Source organism: Nocardia sp. JCM 38205 (genome assembly GCF_058222935.1).
Genome location: NZ_JBYHFL010000003.1, coordinates 271,519 through 288,423, shown reverse-complemented (window position 1 = coordinate 288,423; position 16,905 = coordinate 271,519). Strand labels below are relative to the sequence as shown.

At 69.4% G+C, this 16,905-nt stretch carries 14 protein-coding genes; 5 read left to right on the top strand and 9 right to left on the bottom strand.

The window, feature by feature from the left end; all coding sequences use genetic code 11:
• The 3 genes from AC4HOU_RS13060 to zapE all read right to left on the bottom strand — a co-directional run bounded on the left by AC4HOU_RS13060 (position 1) and on the right by zapE (position 3,063).
• Positions 1 to 498 (bottom strand): hypothetical protein, encoded by a 498-nt coding sequence (locus tag AC4HOU_RS13060; protein ID WP_195020526.1) that lies wholly within the window; start codon positions 496 to 498, stop codon positions 1 to 3.
• On the bottom strand, positions 495 to 1,421 hold the full coding sequence (locus AC4HOU_RS13055) for a DUF4129 domain-containing protein (protein ID WP_324197383.1): 927 nt from the start codon (positions 1,419 to 1,421) through the stop codon (positions 495 to 497). The genes AC4HOU_RS13060 and AC4HOU_RS13055 overlap by 4 nt, the downstream gene beginning before the upstream one ends.
• Positions 1,422 to 1,599: 178 nt before the next feature.
• Positions 1,600 to 3,063: a cell division protein ZapE gene (zapE, locus tag AC4HOU_RS13050; protein ID WP_228815238.1), complete on the bottom strand. Its 1,464-nt coding sequence runs from the start codon at positions 3,061 to 3,063 to the stop codon at positions 1,600 to 1,602.
• A gap of 313 nt (positions 3,064 to 3,376) precedes the next feature.
• Here zapE and AC4HOU_RS13045 point away from each other — a divergent pair, with 313 nt between their 5' ends.
• Positions 3,377 to 3,985, top strand: a complete 609-nt coding sequence (locus tag AC4HOU_RS13045; protein WP_195020524.1) for a TetR/AcrR family transcriptional regulator — start codon at positions 3,377 to 3,379, stop codon at positions 3,983 to 3,985.
• Positions 3,986 to 4,077: 92 nt separating this feature from the next.
• Here AC4HOU_RS13045 and AC4HOU_RS13040 read toward each other — a convergent pair whose 3' ends face one another.
• The 6 genes from AC4HOU_RS13040 to AC4HOU_RS13015 form a co-directional block, all read right to left on the bottom strand.
• A complete protein-coding gene (locus AC4HOU_RS13040; RefSeq protein ID WP_195020523.1) occupies positions 4,078 to 5,259 on the bottom strand; it encodes a lipid-transfer protein in 1,182 nt (393 codons plus the stop codon).
• A complete protein-coding gene (locus AC4HOU_RS13035; RefSeq protein WP_324197411.1) occupies positions 5,260 to 5,673 on the bottom strand; it encodes a MaoC family dehydratase in 414 nt (137 codons plus the stop codon).
• 80 nt (positions 5,674 to 5,753) lie between these two features.
• A complete protein-coding gene (locus AC4HOU_RS13030; protein ID WP_163813606.1) occupies positions 5,754 to 6,704 on the bottom strand; it encodes a bifunctional MaoC family dehydratase N-terminal/OB-fold nucleic acid binding domain-containing protein in 951 nt (316 codons plus the stop codon).
• Between the two features lie 28 nt (positions 6,705 to 6,732).
• Complete coding sequence (locus AC4HOU_RS13025; protein ID WP_163813607.1) at positions 6,733 to 7,896, bottom strand: acyl-CoA dehydrogenase family protein; 1,164 nt, start codon at positions 7,894 to 7,896, stop codon at positions 6,733 to 6,735.
• Positions 7,881 to 8,942: an acyl-CoA dehydrogenase family protein gene (locus AC4HOU_RS13020; protein WP_490724533.1), complete on the bottom strand. Its 1,062-nt coding sequence runs from the start codon at positions 8,940 to 8,942 to the stop codon at positions 7,881 to 7,883. Before AC4HOU_RS13020 ends, AC4HOU_RS13025 begins: the two co-directional genes overlap by 16 nt.
• 53 nt (positions 8,943 to 8,995) lie before the next feature.
• Entirely contained in the window at positions 8,996 to 11,257 is a 2,262-nt protein-coding gene (locus AC4HOU_RS13015) for an acyl-CoA dehydrogenase family protein (RefSeq protein ID WP_490724532.1), read from the bottom strand.
• A 202-nt stretch (positions 11,258 to 11,459) separates the two neighbouring features.
• Between AC4HOU_RS13015 and kstR the strand changes: the two genes are divergently transcribed.
• From kstR to AC4HOU_RS12995, 4 genes are all read left to right on the top strand, one after another.
• Positions 11,460 to 12,116 (top strand): cholesterol catabolism transcriptional regulator KstR, encoded by a 657-nt coding sequence (kstR, locus tag AC4HOU_RS13010; protein WP_175585883.1) that lies wholly within the window; start codon positions 11,460 to 11,462, stop codon positions 12,114 to 12,116.
• A 118-nt stretch (positions 12,117 to 12,234) separates the two neighbouring features.
• Entirely contained in the window at positions 12,235 to 14,808 is a 2,574-nt protein-coding gene (gene otsB / locus AC4HOU_RS13005; RefSeq protein WP_163813610.1) for a trehalose-phosphatase, read from the top strand.
• 162 nt (positions 14,809 to 14,970) lie between these two features.
• Entirely contained in the window at positions 14,971 to 15,864 is an 894-nt protein-coding gene (locus tag AC4HOU_RS13000; protein WP_280498790.1) for a metal ABC transporter solute-binding protein, Zn/Mn family, read from the top strand.
• A gap of 1 nt (position 15,865) precedes the next feature.
• Positions 15,866 to 16,879: a metal ABC transporter ATP-binding protein gene (locus AC4HOU_RS12995; RefSeq protein ID WP_490724531.1), complete on the top strand. Its 1,014-nt coding sequence runs from the start codon at positions 15,866 to 15,868 to the stop codon at positions 16,877 to 16,879.
• Positions 16,880 to 16,905: the final 26 nt, after the last annotated feature.

Sequence of the window (16,905 nt, the reverse complement as noted above, 5' to 3'; positions counted from 1 at the left end):
TCACATTCTCTGCAGTCGGCGCAGGATCTCGTCCAACGCCTCCCGCCCCGGTGCGCGACCGACCTGGTCACGCAATTCCGAGTTCGCCGGATCCACCCAACGCCACAGTTCGGTACCGAACTGGTGGATTCCGGCGGCCTCGATCGCCCTGCGGTTCTTGGCGACCCGCACTCCGGCCGACAATTCGAACTCCTTGGCCAGCAGGGGACGTAGGTAGCGGTCCCAGTCCGCGCGGGTGCCGTCCGCGCGGTCGGCGAGCATCTGCGCCCTGGCATGCCAGCGGTGCAGCATCTCGGCGGGGCCGTTCTCGATCTCGTCGGGCAATTCGGGCTCACGCGGGCCGGAACGGCCGAGCAGGGACCACACCAGCCAGGCCAAGGCGACCGCCACCGGGACGCCGGCGGCGGCGAGCATCGCCTCGCGGGCGCGACCGAGGGTGACCAACTCGATCACCACGACCACCAGTACCGCCGTCACGATCATGCTCAGGCGGGTCATGTGGGCACCACCTCCCCTTGCAGGTCGGCGAGCACGATGCGCAGCAACTGTTCGGCGCGCATGCGTTGCCATTCCATCATGGAGTGGGGGCTGAACCTGGCCTCTTCGAACAATGCCACCAGCTCGCGCGCCGACGCGTCGTGCAGGGCGCCGTGCTCGAACGCGCGGGCCAGCACCTCCATCGGAGTGTCGGAGGCCAGTGGGGCCGCCGAACGGGCCGCCGAGAGGCCACGCTCCATGGCGACGTAGCAGGCGATGATCGCGGTCCGCGGGTCCTGGCCGGGTGCGGCCATGGCGGCCAGGCCCATCTCGGCGGCGCGGGCCAGCGAATCGGCAGCGGTCTCCGCGGGGGGCGCGACCGGTTCGGGTTCGGGGGCGGGTGTGCGGCGGGTGGTGACGGCGACGACCACCAGGCCCGCGATGGCCACGGCCACCAACGTCACGGCGGCGACGATGGCCAGCACCAGTGCGGTGCCCGCGAGTTCGGCGGGTTCGGTAGCGGTGGCCGGGTCGGAGGGCTGGGTATCGCCGGTGGTCGGGCTCGGGGTGGCGGTGCCCGTCGGGGGCGCGACCGAGGTATCGGCGTCCGGTTGGACGCCGACGAAGTACACGGCCGAGACGAGGGCGAACAGCAGCGCCAGCGCGGTGAGGATGCCCAGCACGATCAGCCCGGCGCGGCCCAGCTTCCAGGGTTCGCGATCGGTATCCGGATCGGGTTCGGGCATGGCCAGCGGCAGCCGGTGCTGGCTGGCGATGACACCGGCCAGCAGGATGACCACCGACACCGTGAGCAGCACGGGCATGAGCGCCACGGCGATGGCGGACATGGCCGACGGGCCGTCGTCCTCGGATTCGGTGACGCCCGGCAGATAGCCGCGCAAGGCGATAACGGCGCAGACGAGCAGCGTGATCACCACGATCACGCGCGATATCGGCGCTCGCGACCGGACCACTGCGTTACCCCATACTTGTGTACTGCCCAAAACAGCCACATAGTTACATGCCGAACGGTCCGCTCGGGAGGGAATCGATTACTTCGGAGAACGTCCGTTTTAACTGCCCCGTCCCAGGTCGCGGCGGGCGCGGCGGACCTTGGTTCAGCTAACTGACAGCGACCGCCTCGGTTTGTGACAACTCACCAAGACGGCTCGCCGCTCTTGCGATATCCGGCACGCCGCGCACGCCGTCGACCAGCTCAGCGACCGGCGCCTGCGCGTAGACGGTGAGGGTTCGATCGGCGTCGTAGAGGACGTCGACAAGGTTGACCAGACGCATGGCCCAATCGGGTGGGATTTCGCGCAGGAGCGGGACGCCGTAGAGGTTCCAGGTGTGGAAACGCTCGGCGAGGTCGACATAGTCGGCGGCGGACGTGGGGACGGCGCACAGGTCGGCGAAATCGAGGGTGATGGTGGTGGCGTCGACGGCCAGCGCCCGCACGGTCCGGCTGCCCACTGCGACCTCGACTCGCGGACCGGTGCTGCCCGGCGAATCGTGGACCGCCGCTGCGTCGGCACGGTTCCCGTCAGCCGGCACTCGACCGGGGGCATTCGCTACGCCGGGTTCGATCCGCGCGCTCGCACGGGAGGGCACGGCCGGACCGGGCATGCGACCCACCTGACCGGGCCGGCCATCGGCGGACACAACCGGATCCGGCGGGTGACCGACGTGCCCGGGCCGGCCATCGACGGGCACGACCGGATCTGGCGTGCGATCCACCCGCCCGGGCCCGCCATCGACGGGTACGGCCGGATCCGGCATGCGACCCACCCGCCCGGGCCCGCCATCGACGGACACAACCGGATCCGGCGGGTGACCGACCTGCCCGGGCCGGCCATCGACCGGTACGGCCGGATCTCGCGTGCGACCCACCCGCCCGGGCCAGCTATCGACGGGTACGGCCGGATCCGGCATGCGACCGAACCGGCGGAGTGCACCATCGCCGGGCGCGCTCGACGCCGGACCGCTGATACGGCCGGAACCGGGCTCGGTGCGCGGCGGCGGGCCGACGATGTAGCGGCCGGCACGGAAACCGGTCGCGCGGCCGTGCGCGACGGTGCGGTAGTCGAGCGGGCCGTCGAGGGATACGACGTCGAGTTCGGCGACGATGCGTTCGATGGTGGGCAGGAAATGGTCGTGGAACAGCGGGTTCGGCAGGAGTTCCGCCGGCGCGTAGTTCGAGGTGACGACGAGCGTCAGGCGGCGGGCGAACAGAACATCGAGCATGCGGGCGATGAGCATGGCGTCGCCGATGTCGTGGACATGGAATTCGTCGAAGCACACCAGCTGGGCGTTGCCGAGCAGGGTGTCGATGGCCTTGTCGATGGAGCCGCGGGCGTGGTTCTCGGCGTGCAGGCTCGCGAAGAAGGTGTGGAAATGGAAGCGACGCTTGCGTTTCGAGCCGACGGAGGCGAAGAAGCGGTCCATCACCATGGTCTTCCCACGGCCCGGGCGGCCGTGCAGGTAGACGCCGCGATGATGTTTGCGCGGGCGATGATGGCGGTCCAGCAACCGGCCGAGTGCAGCGGCGGCGCGTTCCTGATCGGCGTCCCATCGGATTGTTTCCATGACACCTCCTCTACAGATGTAGAGTAGTGGTGGTCCGGCACGGCGCCATGGTTACCTCGGACACACCGACTGCTGCGGCGTCGGTCCGTTTCGGGCACATGCGGAGGCTGGGTTGCCCCACACGGGCGCTTCGGACGGCGCCGACCGACATAAACGGTCCGGGCCGAACGAACGACGCGCGCCGACACGATCAGCGCGAATCCACACAAGCCGTGCGGCCGACACGAGCCGGGCCCGCCGACACGAACGGTGGGGGCCGACACGAACGGGCGCGGCGGTCGGGGCTCCCGGCAGGAACCGAAAAGGACGAGGGATGGCTCTTCAGGATCGACGCACACTGATCGTCGATGCGGCGATCGAACTCATTGCCGCGCAGGGTATTCGCGCGCTCACGCATCGCGCCCTCGACAACGCGCTCGCCCTGCCCGCGGGCTCGACCTCGTACTACTTCCGCACCAAACGCGCCCTACTCGAGGCAGTGGTCGACCACATCACCGCACGCACCCGCGATGACTTCCTCGCCGCATTCCCCGACAACCCGCCGACGCCGGAGGCAGGCGATCATGCGCAGGTGATCGCCCAACTGGCGGGCGGAATCGGCGCCTGGCTGGACGACCTGCTGGCCCGCCGCCGCGCGCACCTGATCGTCCGCTACGCGCTCACCATCGAACTGAGCGCCGACCCCGAACTGCACCGCCGCCTCGTCGGCAGCCTCTTCTCCCACCCCCGCGCCCGCGCCCTGTTCGAGCACCTGGGCGCCGAGGACCCGGACACCGCGGCCGCCGACTTCATCGCCGTCATCGAAGGCGCCACCTTCGACCGCTTCGCCGGGGCACGGACCGGCCTACCTACCGGCACTCCGGACAGCGCGGTCCAGCTCGCCGGCGTTCTCAGCGCCTACCTGCGCGGGGCACTCCCCTGATCGTTGTCCGATGGTCCGCCACGCGCACGCTGCCACGGGTCGTCGTCATCCAAACGCCGAGAAGACCTCTCGGCCATGTGACCCTCGGTGACTCAGGCGGCGCTGAGCACCAGACCCGAGGTCGGGACGCCCGTCCCCGCGGTGACCAGAATGTTGGTGAGGTCTTCGACCTGGTTCACCGACGTGCCGCGGATCTGGCGGACGGCTTCGGCGATGCCGTTCATGCCGTGGATGTAGGCCTCGCCGAGTTGGCCGCCGTGGGTGTTGAGGGGCAGGCGGCCGCCGAGTTCGATCGCGCCGTCGGCGATGAAGTTCTTGGCTTCGCCGCGGGGGCAGAAGCCGAGTTCCTCGAGCTGCATCAGGACGAACGGGGTGAAGTGGTCGTAGAGGATGGCCGCCTGCATGTCCTCCGGACGCAGGCCGCTCTGGGCCCACAGCTGGTCGCCGACCAAGCCCATTTCGGGCAGGCCGGTCATGGCGTCGCGGTAGTAGCTGGTCATCACGTATTGGTCGGCTCCGCTGCCTTGGGCGGCGGCGGTGATGACGGCGGGACGGTTGGGCAAATCCTTGGCCCGCTCGACGCTGGTGACCACGATGGCGACGCCGCCGTCGGATTCCTGGCAGCAATCCAGCAAATGCAGCGGCTCGGCGATCCAGCGGGAATTCTGGTGATCCTCGAGCGTGATCGGCTTGCCGTAGAAGAAGGCATTCGGGTTCACCGCCGCGTGTTTGCGGTCGGCGACGGCGATGCGGCCGAAATCCTCGCTGGTGGCGCCGTATACGTGCATATAGCGGCGCGCGACCATGGCGACCTGCGCGGCCGGGGTGCCGAGACCGTGCGGATACGACCAGCCCGCATCCACACCCGAGGAGGTGGGGGCGGTCGCCAGAGCGGTGGAGAACTGCCCGAACCGCGATTCCGAGCGCTCGTTGAACGCCCGATACGCCACCACCACATCGGCCACCCCGGTGGCCACGGCTATGGCAGCCTGCTGCACCGTGGCACACGCGGCCCCGCCGCCGTAGCGGATGTCGCTGAAGAACTTCAGCTGCGGAATCCCCACCGCCCGCGCGACCGCGGCCTGGGTGTTGGTGTCCATGGTGAAGGTGGTCAGGCCGTCGACGTCGGCGGGCGTCAAGCCCGCGTCCGCGAGGGCCGCAGTGACGGCCTCGGCGGCCAGCCGCAATTCACTGCGCCCGGAATCCTTGGAGAAATCGGTGGCGCCGATTCCCGCGATCGCCGCCCGGCCGGACAGCGCCGACTGTGCACTCATCTAGGCACCTGCTTCCGAAGAACGAATGGCGATCACGACGGTGGCGACGATGTGGTCGCCCAGGCTGTCGCGCCCGGTGACGGCGAGGTGGATGTCGTCGCCGTCGATGGCGGTGACCTTCCCGGTGAGGGTGAGGGTGTCGCCGGCGTACAGCGGAACCCCGAGGCGCAGCGCGATCTTCTTGACGATGGTGCGCGGCCCCGACCAATCGGTGACGAAGCGTTGCACCAGCCCGGTATCGGTGAGGATGTTGACGAAGATGTCCTTGGAGCCGCGCTCGACCGCCTTGTCGCGATCGTGGTGCACATCCTGGAAATCCCGGGTGGCCAGCGCGGAACTGATGACGAAGGTGGGATCGGCGTGGATCACCAGCTCCGGCAATTCGGTACCGACCGCGATGGTGGCCGGTTCGATGGTGGCGGGCTCGTGCCCATTCGCATGAGCGGGACGCCCTCCGTGGTTACGCAAGCTGCCTCCTACGGGCGCTGACCCGCTCATGCGGCGATCACCTTCCAGAACGGCAGTGCCGTCTCGTCGTCGAGTTTCTCGAAGTCCACCTGCACCGGCAGTCCGACCTCGACCTTGCCGGGTTCGATGCCCCGCAGTTCACCGAGCATGCGCACGCCTTCCGCCAATTCGACCAGCGCCACCACGAACGGCAGCTGACGGCCCGGCACCTTCGGGGCGTGATGCACGACGTAGCTGAAGACTGTGCCGCGTCCCGAGGCGACCAGGTAGTCGACCGGCTCGGATTTGTCCTGCCAGATCGCGGGCACCGGCGGATGGCGCAGCGTCCCGTCTGGCATGCGCTGGATGCGCAGCTCACCGGCACGCGTTCCGGCCCAGAAGAATTCGGTATCGCGCGAGACCAGCGGACGCACCCGCGCCGACAGATCGGGCTCGGGCTCGGTGGCCGGCTTCGCGGTGCCCGGCGCGAATTTCAGCATCCGGAACAGCATTTCGGTGACCAGCTCGTCACCGACGTACCAGCGGGTGGCGAAGGTGATGAACCAGCCCTCCCCCAGCCCGGTGCGCTTGGGCCCGGTGATGTCGGTGAGCGCGCTGGTGACGGTGACCTGCTCGCCCGGCACCAGGTACCGGTGGTAGGTCTGCTCACAGTTGGTGCCGACGACGGAGGTGAAACCGGCCTCGTCGAGCAGCGCCATGGTGGCGTTCATCGGATCGTCGGGGGCGCGGTGGCCGTGCAGGCCGGGCATGGTCCACACCTGGGCCATGGCCGGCGGGGCGACGATTCCGGCGAAACCGGCGGCGCGGGCGGCGTCCTCGTCGACGTAGACGGGATTCTTGTCGCCGATCGCCTCCAGCCAGTTGTTGATCATCGGCTGGTTGACCGGGTCGCGGCCCGCGCGATGCGAGGATTCGCCCCCGGCGATGATCTTCTCACCGGCCGCGATGATCGCTTCCGGAGTGAGTGTTTCCGGCACGCGCTGCTCCTTCGTTGGTTGATGCTTGCTATCTGGGCACGCGCGGCAAGCGCAGACCGGCGGTGGCGACGAGCTCACGCATGACCTCGTTCACGCCGCCGCCGAAGGTGACGACCAGGTTCTGTTTGGTGCGCCGATCCAGCCAGGTCAGCAGTTCGGCGGTGGCCGGTTCGGCCGGATCGCCGTAGCGGCCGACGATCTCCTCGGCCAGCCGCCCCGCCTCTTGCAGCGATTCGGTGGAGTAGACCTTGGTGGCCGAGGCGTCGGCGATCACCTGGGCTTCGTCGCCGCTGCCGTGGGTGGCGGCGACCTGCCAGTTCAGCAGTTCGTTCAACCGCACCATGGCGTGGATGCGGCCGAGCGAGCGGCAGACGTCGGGCTCGTCGAGCAGGCCGCGCGGGCGGGCCCAGGTGACGACCTTGTCGTAGAGCTGCTCGATCTTGCCGGACGGCCCGAGACTGACCCGCTCGTGGTTGAGCTGGGTGGTGATCAGCTTCCAGCCCCGGTTTTCCTCGCCGACCAGCATGTTCGCCGGGACGCGCACATTGTCGAAGTAGGTGGCGTTGGTGTGGTGGGCGCCGTCGCAGGTGATGATCGGCGTCCAGGAGTAGCCGGGGTCCTTGGTGTCGGCGATCAGGATGGTGATGCCGCGGTGGCGCGATTCCACCGAACCGGTGCGGCAGGCCAGCCAGATGTAATCGGCCTCGTGTGCGCCGGTGGTGAAGATCTTCTGCCCGTTGACGATCCAGTCGCCGGACTCGTCGCGCACCGCACTGGTGCGCAGGGCGGCCAGGTCGGTGCCTGCCTCCGGTTCGGAGTAGCCGATGGCGAAATGGATATCGCCGGACAGGATGCCCGGCAGGAACTTCTGCTTCTGCTCCTCGGTGCCGAACTGCTGCAGCGTCGGGCCCACGGTCAACAGGGTGACCAGCGGCAACGGTACGTCGGCGCGGACGGCCTCGTTGAAGAAGATCTGCTGTTCGACCGGCCCGAAACCCTGCCCGCCGTACTCCTTGGGCCAGCCGACGCCGAGCCAGCCGTCGCGCCCCATCCGGCGCACCACCTCGCGGTAGGCGTCACCGTGCCGGTTCACCGCCATCGCGGCTTCTTCTTCGGGCGTGACGAGATCGGCGAAGTAGGAACGTAATTCGTCACGCAGCTTGCGCTGCTCGATGGTCAGATCGATGAACATCTGGCCCCCAATCGGTCGAGGCGCAGCGACTCGCCGCCCAGCCAGCGGGCGAGATCTTTGGCCTGGGAGTAGTAGCGGTGCATCGAATGCGTCACGTCGACGCCGATGCCACCGTGCAGGTGATGGCACTTCTGCATGGCGCGCGGCAGTTCCGCGGCCACGGTGTAGGCGAGCACGTCCAGATCGTCGTCGATCCTGGACTGGTGATCGGGGCTCGAATCGTCCTGGGCCAGCGCCCAGTTCGCGGACAGGGCGGCGGCGTGCAGGGTGCGCGAGACCACGTACAGGTCCGCGATCTGCTGAGCCACCGCCTGGAACTCGGCCAGCGGCCTGCCGAACTGATGTCGGGTGCGCACATGCTCGGCGGTGAGCTTCAGCGCGCCCTCCAGCAGGCCATCGGCGACGGCGCCGATCGAGGCCAGTGCACAGCGATGTAGATCGGCCAGTGCTTCCGGCAGCAACCATTCGGCCGGGATCTCGACCGAATCGAAATGCAGCGTGTACTCCGGCACCGCACCCGATACCGGCGACGCGGTGCGGGTGACGCCGGCGGCGGCCGCGTCGACCACGGCGACACCGACCTCGGTCGGCACCAGGATCCAGCGGGCCTGCTCGGCGTAGGGCACCGCCACCTTGTGGCCGGTGATGCGCACCTTGCCGCCCTCGGCGACGGCCTTGGTCGCTGGCTTGGTGGTGAACGGCGCACCGGGTTCGTGCAGCGCCGCGGTGAGCACGGCGCCCTCGGCGACGGCGGGAAATACCTTCTCCGCCACCACATCCGGCGCGCCGAGCAGCGGCAGCACACCGAAACCGAAGGTCGGCAGCGCCGGGATGGCGACCGCGTCGATGGCCAATTCGGTGAGCAGCACCGAGACCGCGGCCACGCCCATCTCGTCACCGCCGAACCGCTCCGGCAGCGCCACCGCGGGCAGGCCGGTGTCCACGAACGGCTGCCACAGGTCGGCCTCGCGGGCCGATTCCCGCTCCAGCAAGCTCACGACGACCTCGGCCACGGCGTCCTGGGCCTCGTCTCTGGTGAAGTCCACGCTTATCTCCAGTCGTTCCTCGAAGCCACCGGCCCCGTGTCCTGTTCGCGCATTCAGCTGCCATCCCTCGGCAGCCCGAGGATCCGCTCACCGGCCAGGGTCAGCAGGATCTGCTCGGTGCCGCCGGCGATGGACAGGCAGCGGGTGAGCAGGAACTCCTTGGTCGCCTCGTTGTCGAGGGCGCCGGCCGGGCCCGCCACCTCGACGGCGAATTCGGCCACCTCCTGCCGGTGCCGCACCCCGACGAGCTTGCGCACGCTGCTCTGCGGGCCCGCGTCGGCGCCGGCCAGGATCAGCGCCGCACCCCGCTGCTCCAGCAGCAGCCCGGCGGTCGCGTCGGCGACGAACCGGCCGAGCCGGTCGTTGATCAGCTCGGCACCGGGGCCGGTCGCGGGAAGCTTGCCGACCAGCTCTTCGAGCAGCTGGCCGATCCCCTTGCCGCCCATGGCGATCCGCTCCGCGGACAGCGTGGAGCGGGAGATCTTCCAGCCGTTGCCGAGCGCACCCACCACGCACTCGTCTGGCACGAAGACGTCATCGAGGAAGACTTCGCTGAACTTCGCCTCGCCGGTGATCTGCACCAGCGGACGGATCTCGATGCCCGCGCTGCGCATATCGACCAGGAAGTAGCTGATGCCCTTGTGCTTGGGCGCCGCCGGATCGGTGCGGGCCAGGCAGATGCCCCAGTTCGCGGTGTCGGCCAGCGAGGTCCACACCTTCTGCCCGCGCAGCATCCAGCCGCCGTCGACCTTGGTGGCGGTGGTGCGCAGCGCGGCCAGATCGGAACCGGCGCCCGGCTCGCTGAACAGCTGGCACCAGACGACATCGCCGTGCAGGGTCGGCCAGACGAACCGCTCGATCTGCTCCGGGGTGCCGTGCTGCAACAGGGTCGGCACGGCCCAGCCGCCGATCGCCAGGTCCGGCGTCTCCAATCCGGCGCGGGCGAGTTCCTCCGAGATGAGCAGGCCCGTCATCGGATCGGCGGCGCGGCCGTAGGGCTCGGGCCAGTGCGGCATGACCAGGCCGGCCTCGACCATGGCCTTGCGCTGTTGATCGACCGGCAGTGCGGCGATCGCGGCGACCTCGGCGGCCACACCGGTCGCGGCCGCACCGAGCTCGAGCGAGACCGCGGCCGCGTTGCCGACGGCGGCCGCCACACCCACCGCGGCGCCGACGCCTTCGCCGGACGATGCCGTCTCGGTGGCGGCGTCGGCGAGGATGCGGTCGGCGCCGGTGGTGCGGCGCGCACCCGCCCTGGTCAATTCGGTCACCCGCGCGCGCCAGTACCCGCCGCCGCCGAGCAGCTGCCGCAGCGCGGTCGCGCGGCGCAGGTAGAAGTGCGCGTCGTGCTCCCAGGTGAAGCCGATACCGCCGAGCACCTGGATGCAGTCCTTGGCGGTCTCGACCGCGGCATCGAGGGAGATGGCGGCGGCGATGGCGGCGGCGATCGGCAGTTCGGAGCCAGCGGGGTTCGCGAGGGCGTCGTCGGCGGCCGCGGCGGCGTCGGCGGCGACCGAGCGGATCAGCTCGGTGCGGCACAGCATCCACGCGCAGATGTGCTTGACGGCCTGGAAACTGCCGATCGGCTTGCCGAATTGCTCACGCACCTTGGCGTATTCGACCGCGGTCTCCAGGCACCAGCCCGCGACACCGGCCAGTTCGGCCGTGGTGAGCGCGACGATCAGGTCTTCGACGGCGAAATCGGGGGCGAACACGTCGGCGGCGGGCACCTGGACCTCGGCGCAGCGGACCCGCGCCAGCGGGGTGCTCGGATCCAATGCCGGCAGAGGCTCGATGGTCACACCGGGGGCTTCGGCGGGAATCAGACACCAACGCGAACCGTCGGCAACCCGCACCGGCAGCAGCACCGCAGCGCCCGGCGCGGCGCCGAGCACCGTCTCCCAGACCCCGTTGAGCACCAGCTCACCGCCGTCACCCTGCCGCGGGCGATCCACAGCCGATAAGCTGCTCGCCGACTCGACAACGGTGTCGAGTGCGACTCCGCACGGCTGCTGTTCGTCCAGTCGTCCGCCGGTCACCACGCCGGCCAACGCGGTGGTGAGCACCGGTCCGCCCACCAGATCGTGCGCGGCCTGCTCCACCAGCACGGCGAGATCGGTGATCGATCCACCCGCGCCGCCGGCCTGCTCGTCGACCGCCACCCGGAAGATCCCGAGGTCGGTCAGCTGATCCCAGTACGTGCGCCAGAAGCCGGTCGTATCGTCCCGCATTGTTGCAATCGGACGTACCGCTGCAGCCCATCCGCTCATCGACTCCTGAACGGCTTTATGCTCGTCAGTGGTGGCGATGGTCACAGTACATACCGCCTTTCCGGCGTGACTCCCACACCTAGAACATGTTCTAATATCCTGGCCGGGCGGAAGTCAAGCGATGCTTTCGTCCACAGGATCGAACGCGTACGACCCACCGACCGAGCGGGTCCGGCGCGAGTGACGCCCCGCGAATCCACGCGGGCCTCGCACTCCGCCGCGGCCCGACACGAAAGGACCAGCACCGATGGCCAGCCCCTCCCGTTCGCAGCCGGCCGACTCGAACGGGGCGCCCGCAGCGGGCACCCGAGCCGCCGTGACCACGCTCAGCGAGGACGAGCTGAGCTCCAGCGCGCAGCGCGAACGCCGCAAGCGCATCCTCGATGCGACGCTGGCATTGGCCTCCAAGGGCGGATACGACGCGGTGCAGATGCGCGCCGTGGCCGAACGCGCCGACGTCGCCGTGGGCACGCTGTACCGCTACTTCCCCTCCAAGGTGCACCTGCTGGTGTCGGCGCTCTCGCGCGAATTCGAGCAGATCGAGGGCAAACGCAAGCCGCTGGCCGGGCAGACCCCGCGCGAACGGATGCACCTGCTGCTCACCCAGATCACCCGGATGATGCAGCGCGATCCGCTGCTCACCGAGGCCATGACCCGCGCCTTCATGTTCGCCGACGCCTCCGCCGCCGCCGAAGTCGATCGCGTGGGCAAGGTGATGGACCGGGTCTTCGCCCGTGCCATGAACGACGGCGAACCCACCGAACGCCAGCTCGCCATCGCCCGCGTCATCAGCGACGTGTGGCTGTCGAACCTGGTGGCCTGGCTCACCCGCAGGGCCTCGGCGACCGACGTCACCGAACGCCTGGAATTGACCGTCGACCTGCTGCTCGGCAACAACTCCTGAGCAAAGAGGCGGCACACGGGCAGCACACGGGCATCGCCGCATGTCGGTGATGAGAATTCAACCCAGTATTGTCATGCGCGCCCCCTGAAAAACTCCTCCGATCCATAAGGTTGGATGCGTGAGCGCACAGGATCTCCCACTGGAACTTCGTCGTGCCCTGTCGACGGTCGCGCGGGTCCCACGCCTGTTGGTCGCATCGGATTACGACGGGACTATCGCACCCATCGTGTCCGATCCGGCCAAGGCGTACCCGCACGGCGAGTCGGTCCGCGCGTTACGCGCGCTGGCCGGCCTGTCCGGCACCACGGCCGCCGTCATCTCCGGCCGGGCGCTGCGTGATCTCGCGGCGCTGTCGCGGCTGCCCGTCGAGGTGCAGCTGATCGGCAGCCACGGCTCGGAGTTCGATGTCGGCTTCGTGCACGCCATCGACAACGACGCCAAGCAGCTGTTGCAAGAACTGACCACCGCGCTGAATCAGATCGCCGCGGAGAATCCGGGCGTGACGGTCGAGACCAAGCCGGCCAGCATCGCGCTGCACGTGCGCAATGCCGGGCCGGAGATCGGGCGGCGCGCGCTCAATCAGGTTCGCCAGGGCCCGGCCTGCTGGGTCGGGGTGCAGGTCACCGAGGGCAAGGCCGTCATCGAGCTGGCCGTCATCCCCACCGATAAGGGCAGCGCGCTCGACACCATCCGGCATCAGGAGGGCGCGTCGGCGGCGGTGTTCTTCGGCGACGACGTCACCGATGAGAAGGCCTTCCGGATGTTGTCCGGTCCCGACGTCGGCATCAAGGTCGGCGAGGGCGAGAGCCTGGCCAAGTACCGCGTGCCCAATACCGAGGCCGTGTCGTGCGCGCTGGCCTTTCTGCTCGAGGAGCGCCGCACCTGGCTGGCCGGCGCCAGCGCGCCCCGCATCGAGCGGCTGAGCATGCTGGCGAGCCCGCGCTCGGTGGCGCTGCTGACGCCCGACGCGACGGTCACCTGGTTCTGCCATCCCGAACCCGATTCGGCCGCGGTGTTCGCCCATCTGCTCGGCGGACCGCAGGCCGGGCATTTCAGCATCGCGCCGGAACGCCCGGGCCTGCCGCTGTCGCAGCGCTACATCGACGGCACCATGACCGTCGAAACCCGTTGGGCCAAGCTGCAAGTGGTCGACTATCTGCCGCATGACGTGGCGCCCGACCGCACCGATCTGACTCGCGTGATCACCGGCGACACGCGCGCCGTGGTGACCTTCGCGCCGCGTCCGGAATTCGGCCAGGTGCCGGTCACCATCGAGGCCGAGCCGAACGGGCTGCGGGTGCGCGGCACCAACGATCCGACGGTGCTGCGCTCCCCCGGCGTCGAATGGACCATCCAGAGCGACGGCGTGCACAGCTCCGCGACCGCCGTCGTCGATCCGTCGCAGGGCCCGGTGGTGCTGGAACTGCGATGCGGCACACCGGATCTCGCGCCCGCCATGACGCCGGAACCCGAGCGCAGGCGGATCGCCGAGACCTACTGGTCCTCCTGGGCGGCCTCGCTTGACCTGCCGCCGCTGAAGCCGGATCTGATGAAGCGCTCCGCGCTGACCCTGCGCGGGCTGGTGCACGCACCGTCCGGCTCGATCCTGGCCGCGGCCACCACCTCGCTGCCCGAGGACATCGGCGGCGTGCGCAACTGGGATTACCGCTACTGCTGGCTGCGCGACGCCGCGCTCACCGCGTCGGCGCTGGTGTCGCTGGGTTCACTGAGTGAGGCCGAGGACTTCCTCGGCTGGGTGCACCGGGTGCTGGAGACGCTGCCCGGCCCTGAGCGGCTGCACCCGCTGTACACGCTCTACGGCGAGACGCTGCCGCCCGAGGCCGTCATCGATCAGCTGCCCGGCTATGCTGGATCTCGGCCGGTGCGCGTCGGCAACGCGGCGAACATGCAGGTCCAGCTGGACGTCTTCGGCCCGATCGTGGATCTGATCGCCACCTTGGCGCACGCAAGGGAAACCCAGGGCGTCGGCGATCCGCGGATGGCGCTGCCGGATCAGGACTGGGAGCTGGTGCACGCCATGGTCTCGGCGGTGCAGCGGCGCTGGCACGAGCCCGACCACGGCATCTGGGAGATCCGCGGCAACCCGCGCCACCACGTGTACTCCAAGGTGATGGGCTGGCTCACCATCGACCGCGCGCTCACCCTCGCGCAGAAGTTCGACCGCCCGATCCATCCGGAGTGGGCCGCGCTGCGCGATCAGATCGCCGACGAGGTCAAGACCAAGGGCTGGAACGAGGAAGTGCAGTCGTTCACCGCCGCCTACGACGGCACCGATCTGGACGCCGCGACCCTGCACATCGGGTTGAGCGGGCTGATCGATCCGTCGGATCCGCGTTTCGCGGCCACCGTCGTCGCCACCGAGGCGGAGCTGCGCAGCGGTTCCACCGTGTACCGCTACCACCACGACGACGGCCTGCCCGGCGGCGAGGGCGGGTTCCATCTGTGCGCGGCCTGGCTGGTGGAGGCGTACCTGCTGATCGGCAAGCGCTCCGATGCCGAGGCGCTGTTCGCCCAGCTGGTGGACGTGGCCGGGCCGACCGGGCTGCTCAGCGAGGAGTACGACCCGGTGGCCGAGCGTTCCCTCGGCAACCATCCGCAGGCCTACAGCCATCTCGGTCTGCTGCGCTGCGCTCAGCTGCTGAGCCAGCCGGTGAACGCGCTGGTGAGCTGATCCGGACCACGGCCCACGTCGACGGCAGGCTGCCCGCCGGTCGCCGACGTGGGCCGATCCGCGTCCGGGGAACACAGATCACACGGATTCGGTTCGTATCCGCAGAAACGCCCTGATAAAGTAAAACGGAAACGATTTCCATTAAGCTTTCCGGGAGCCCGCGTGAGAACCAGATCTGCCACCACCTTCGCAACCGTCGCGGTGGGTCTGGCGACCGCGCTGAGCCTCACGGCCTGCGGCACCGGCTCCGACGACGCGTCGGGAAAGCCGTCGGTGGTCGCCTCGACCAATGTCTGGGGCAATATCGCGGCTACCGTTGCCGGGCCGGACGCCGAAGTCGAATCGATCATCACCGACCCCGCCGCCGACCCGCACTCGCATGAGACCTCGGCCATCGAATCGGCCGCGATCACCGACGCCGATCTGGTGGTCTACAACGGCGGCGGCTACGACGAATTCATCGAGAAGGCCATCGAGGGCACCGGCAAGCGCACCGTCGACGCCTTCGCCTCGCGCGCCGAGGACATCCGCGACGACGAGAACGAGCACGTCTGGTACGACATCGACACCGTCGCGGTGGTCGCCGACCAGATCGCGAAGGCCCTCGGGGAGATCGACCCCGACCATGCCACCGGATACACCGACCGCGCGGCAGCCTTCAAGGACAGCCTCAACGGCGTCCGCTCCTACACCACGCCGGCGCGCACGTCGGACCCCGGCGCCCCGATCGTGCAGACCGAACCGCTCGCGCACTACCTGCTGCTCGACGCCGGCGCCAAGGACGTGACACCACACGAGTACCAAGAGGCGATCGAGCAGGAAACCGATCCGGCCCCGGCCGCCGTGGCGGCCACTCGCGATCTGATCACCGGCAAGCAGGTGCGCGCCATGGTCTACAACGTGCAGACCGAGGACAACACCAGCAAGGAACTACGCGCCCAGGCCGAGGCGGCCGGTATCCCGGTGATCGAGGTGACCGAAACGCTGCCCGCCGGGGTCGACTACGTCACCTGGCAGACCGACAACGCCCGCGCCATCGCCTCGGCACTGGACTGATATGCGCGCCGAACGTCGGGTCGAGCGGGCCGAGCTGGTGGACACCGGCGAACCGGAAGTGGCCGGTTCGCCGGTCGAGACCGCGGTACCGGGCGGGACCACGGCGCCGGTCGACCGGTCCGCGCCCGTGGCCGCACCGCCGGAACGCACCGCCCCGGCCACGCCGGCGATCAAGCTCGATTCGGCACGGCTGTCGTTCGGCGATCGGACACTGTGGCAGGGGCTCGATCTGGAGGTGGCGCCCGGCGAATTCATCGCGATCCTCGGGCCGAACGGATCGGGTAAGACCTCGCTGCTGAAAGTGCTGCTCGGACAACTCGGCTTGAGCTCCGGCAGCGCCGAGATCGCCGGGGTTCCCGCGCGGGCGGGGCATCCGGATATCGGCTACATCCCGCAGCAGAAGACCATCGATGCCGGGGTGCAGTTGCGTGGCACCGATCTGGTCGGGCTCGGGGTGGACGGGCATCGGTGGGGGCTCGGCTGGCGCACGCGCCGCGAACGTAAGCGCAAGGTCGCCGCGGCCGTGGCCGATGTGGGCGCGCAGGCGTTCGCGGACGCGCCGTTGGAGAGCATGTCCGGCGGCGAGCAGCAGCGGCTGCGAGTGGCGCAGGCCCTGGTCGGCGATCCACGCGTACTGCTGTGTGACGAACCGCTGCTGAGCCTGGACCTGGCGAACCAGCGGCTGGTGTCGGAGCTGATCGACCGGCGCCGCCGCATCCACGACACCGCCGTGCTGTTCGTGACCCACGAGATCAACCCGATCCTGCCGCTGGTCGACCGGGTGCTCTACCTGGTGGACGGCAAGTTCCGGATCGGCACCCCGGACGAGGTGATGACCTCCGAGGTGCTGTCCGAGCTGTATCAGACCGAGGTGGATGTGCTGCGGGTGCGCGGCAGGCTGGTGGTCGTCGGTACCGGCGACACCATGGACGCGCTCGGCGCCGCGGGCGCGCACTGCCACGGCGATCCCGGCACGCCGCACCCGGCCCCGCGCGATAGTGAGGCGCGTGCGTGAACGACAAGCTCGCCGACGTGCTAGCG

Bases quoted from the DNA above. Each gene is read 5' to 3' on its own strand.
- AC4HOU_RS13040 (WP_195020523.1), bottom strand. From the start codon at position 5,259: ATGAGTGCACAGTCGGCGCTGTCCGGCCGGGCGGCGATCGCGGGAATC.
- AC4HOU_RS13060 (WP_195020526.1), bottom strand. From the start codon at position 498: ATGACCCGCCTGAGCATGATCGTGACGGCGGTACTGGTGGTCGTGGTG.
- AC4HOU_RS13025 (WP_163813607.1), bottom strand. From the start codon at position 7,896: ATGTTCATCGATCTGACCATCGAGCAGCGCAAGCTGCGTGACGAATTA.
- kstR (WP_175585883.1), top strand. From the start codon at position 11,460: ATGGCCAGCCCCTCCCGTTCGCAGCCGGCCGACTCGAACGGGGCGCCC.
- zapE (WP_228815238.1), bottom strand. From the start codon at position 3,063: ATGGAAACAATCCGATGGGACGCCGATCAGGAACGCGCCGCCGCTGCA.
- AC4HOU_RS13045 (WP_195020524.1), top strand. From the start codon at position 3,377: ATGGCTCTTCAGGATCGACGCACACTGATCGTCGATGCGGCGATCGAA.
- AC4HOU_RS12995 (WP_490724531.1), top strand. From the start codon at position 15,866: ATGCGCGCCGAACGTCGGGTCGAGCGGGCCGAGCTGGTGGACACCGGC.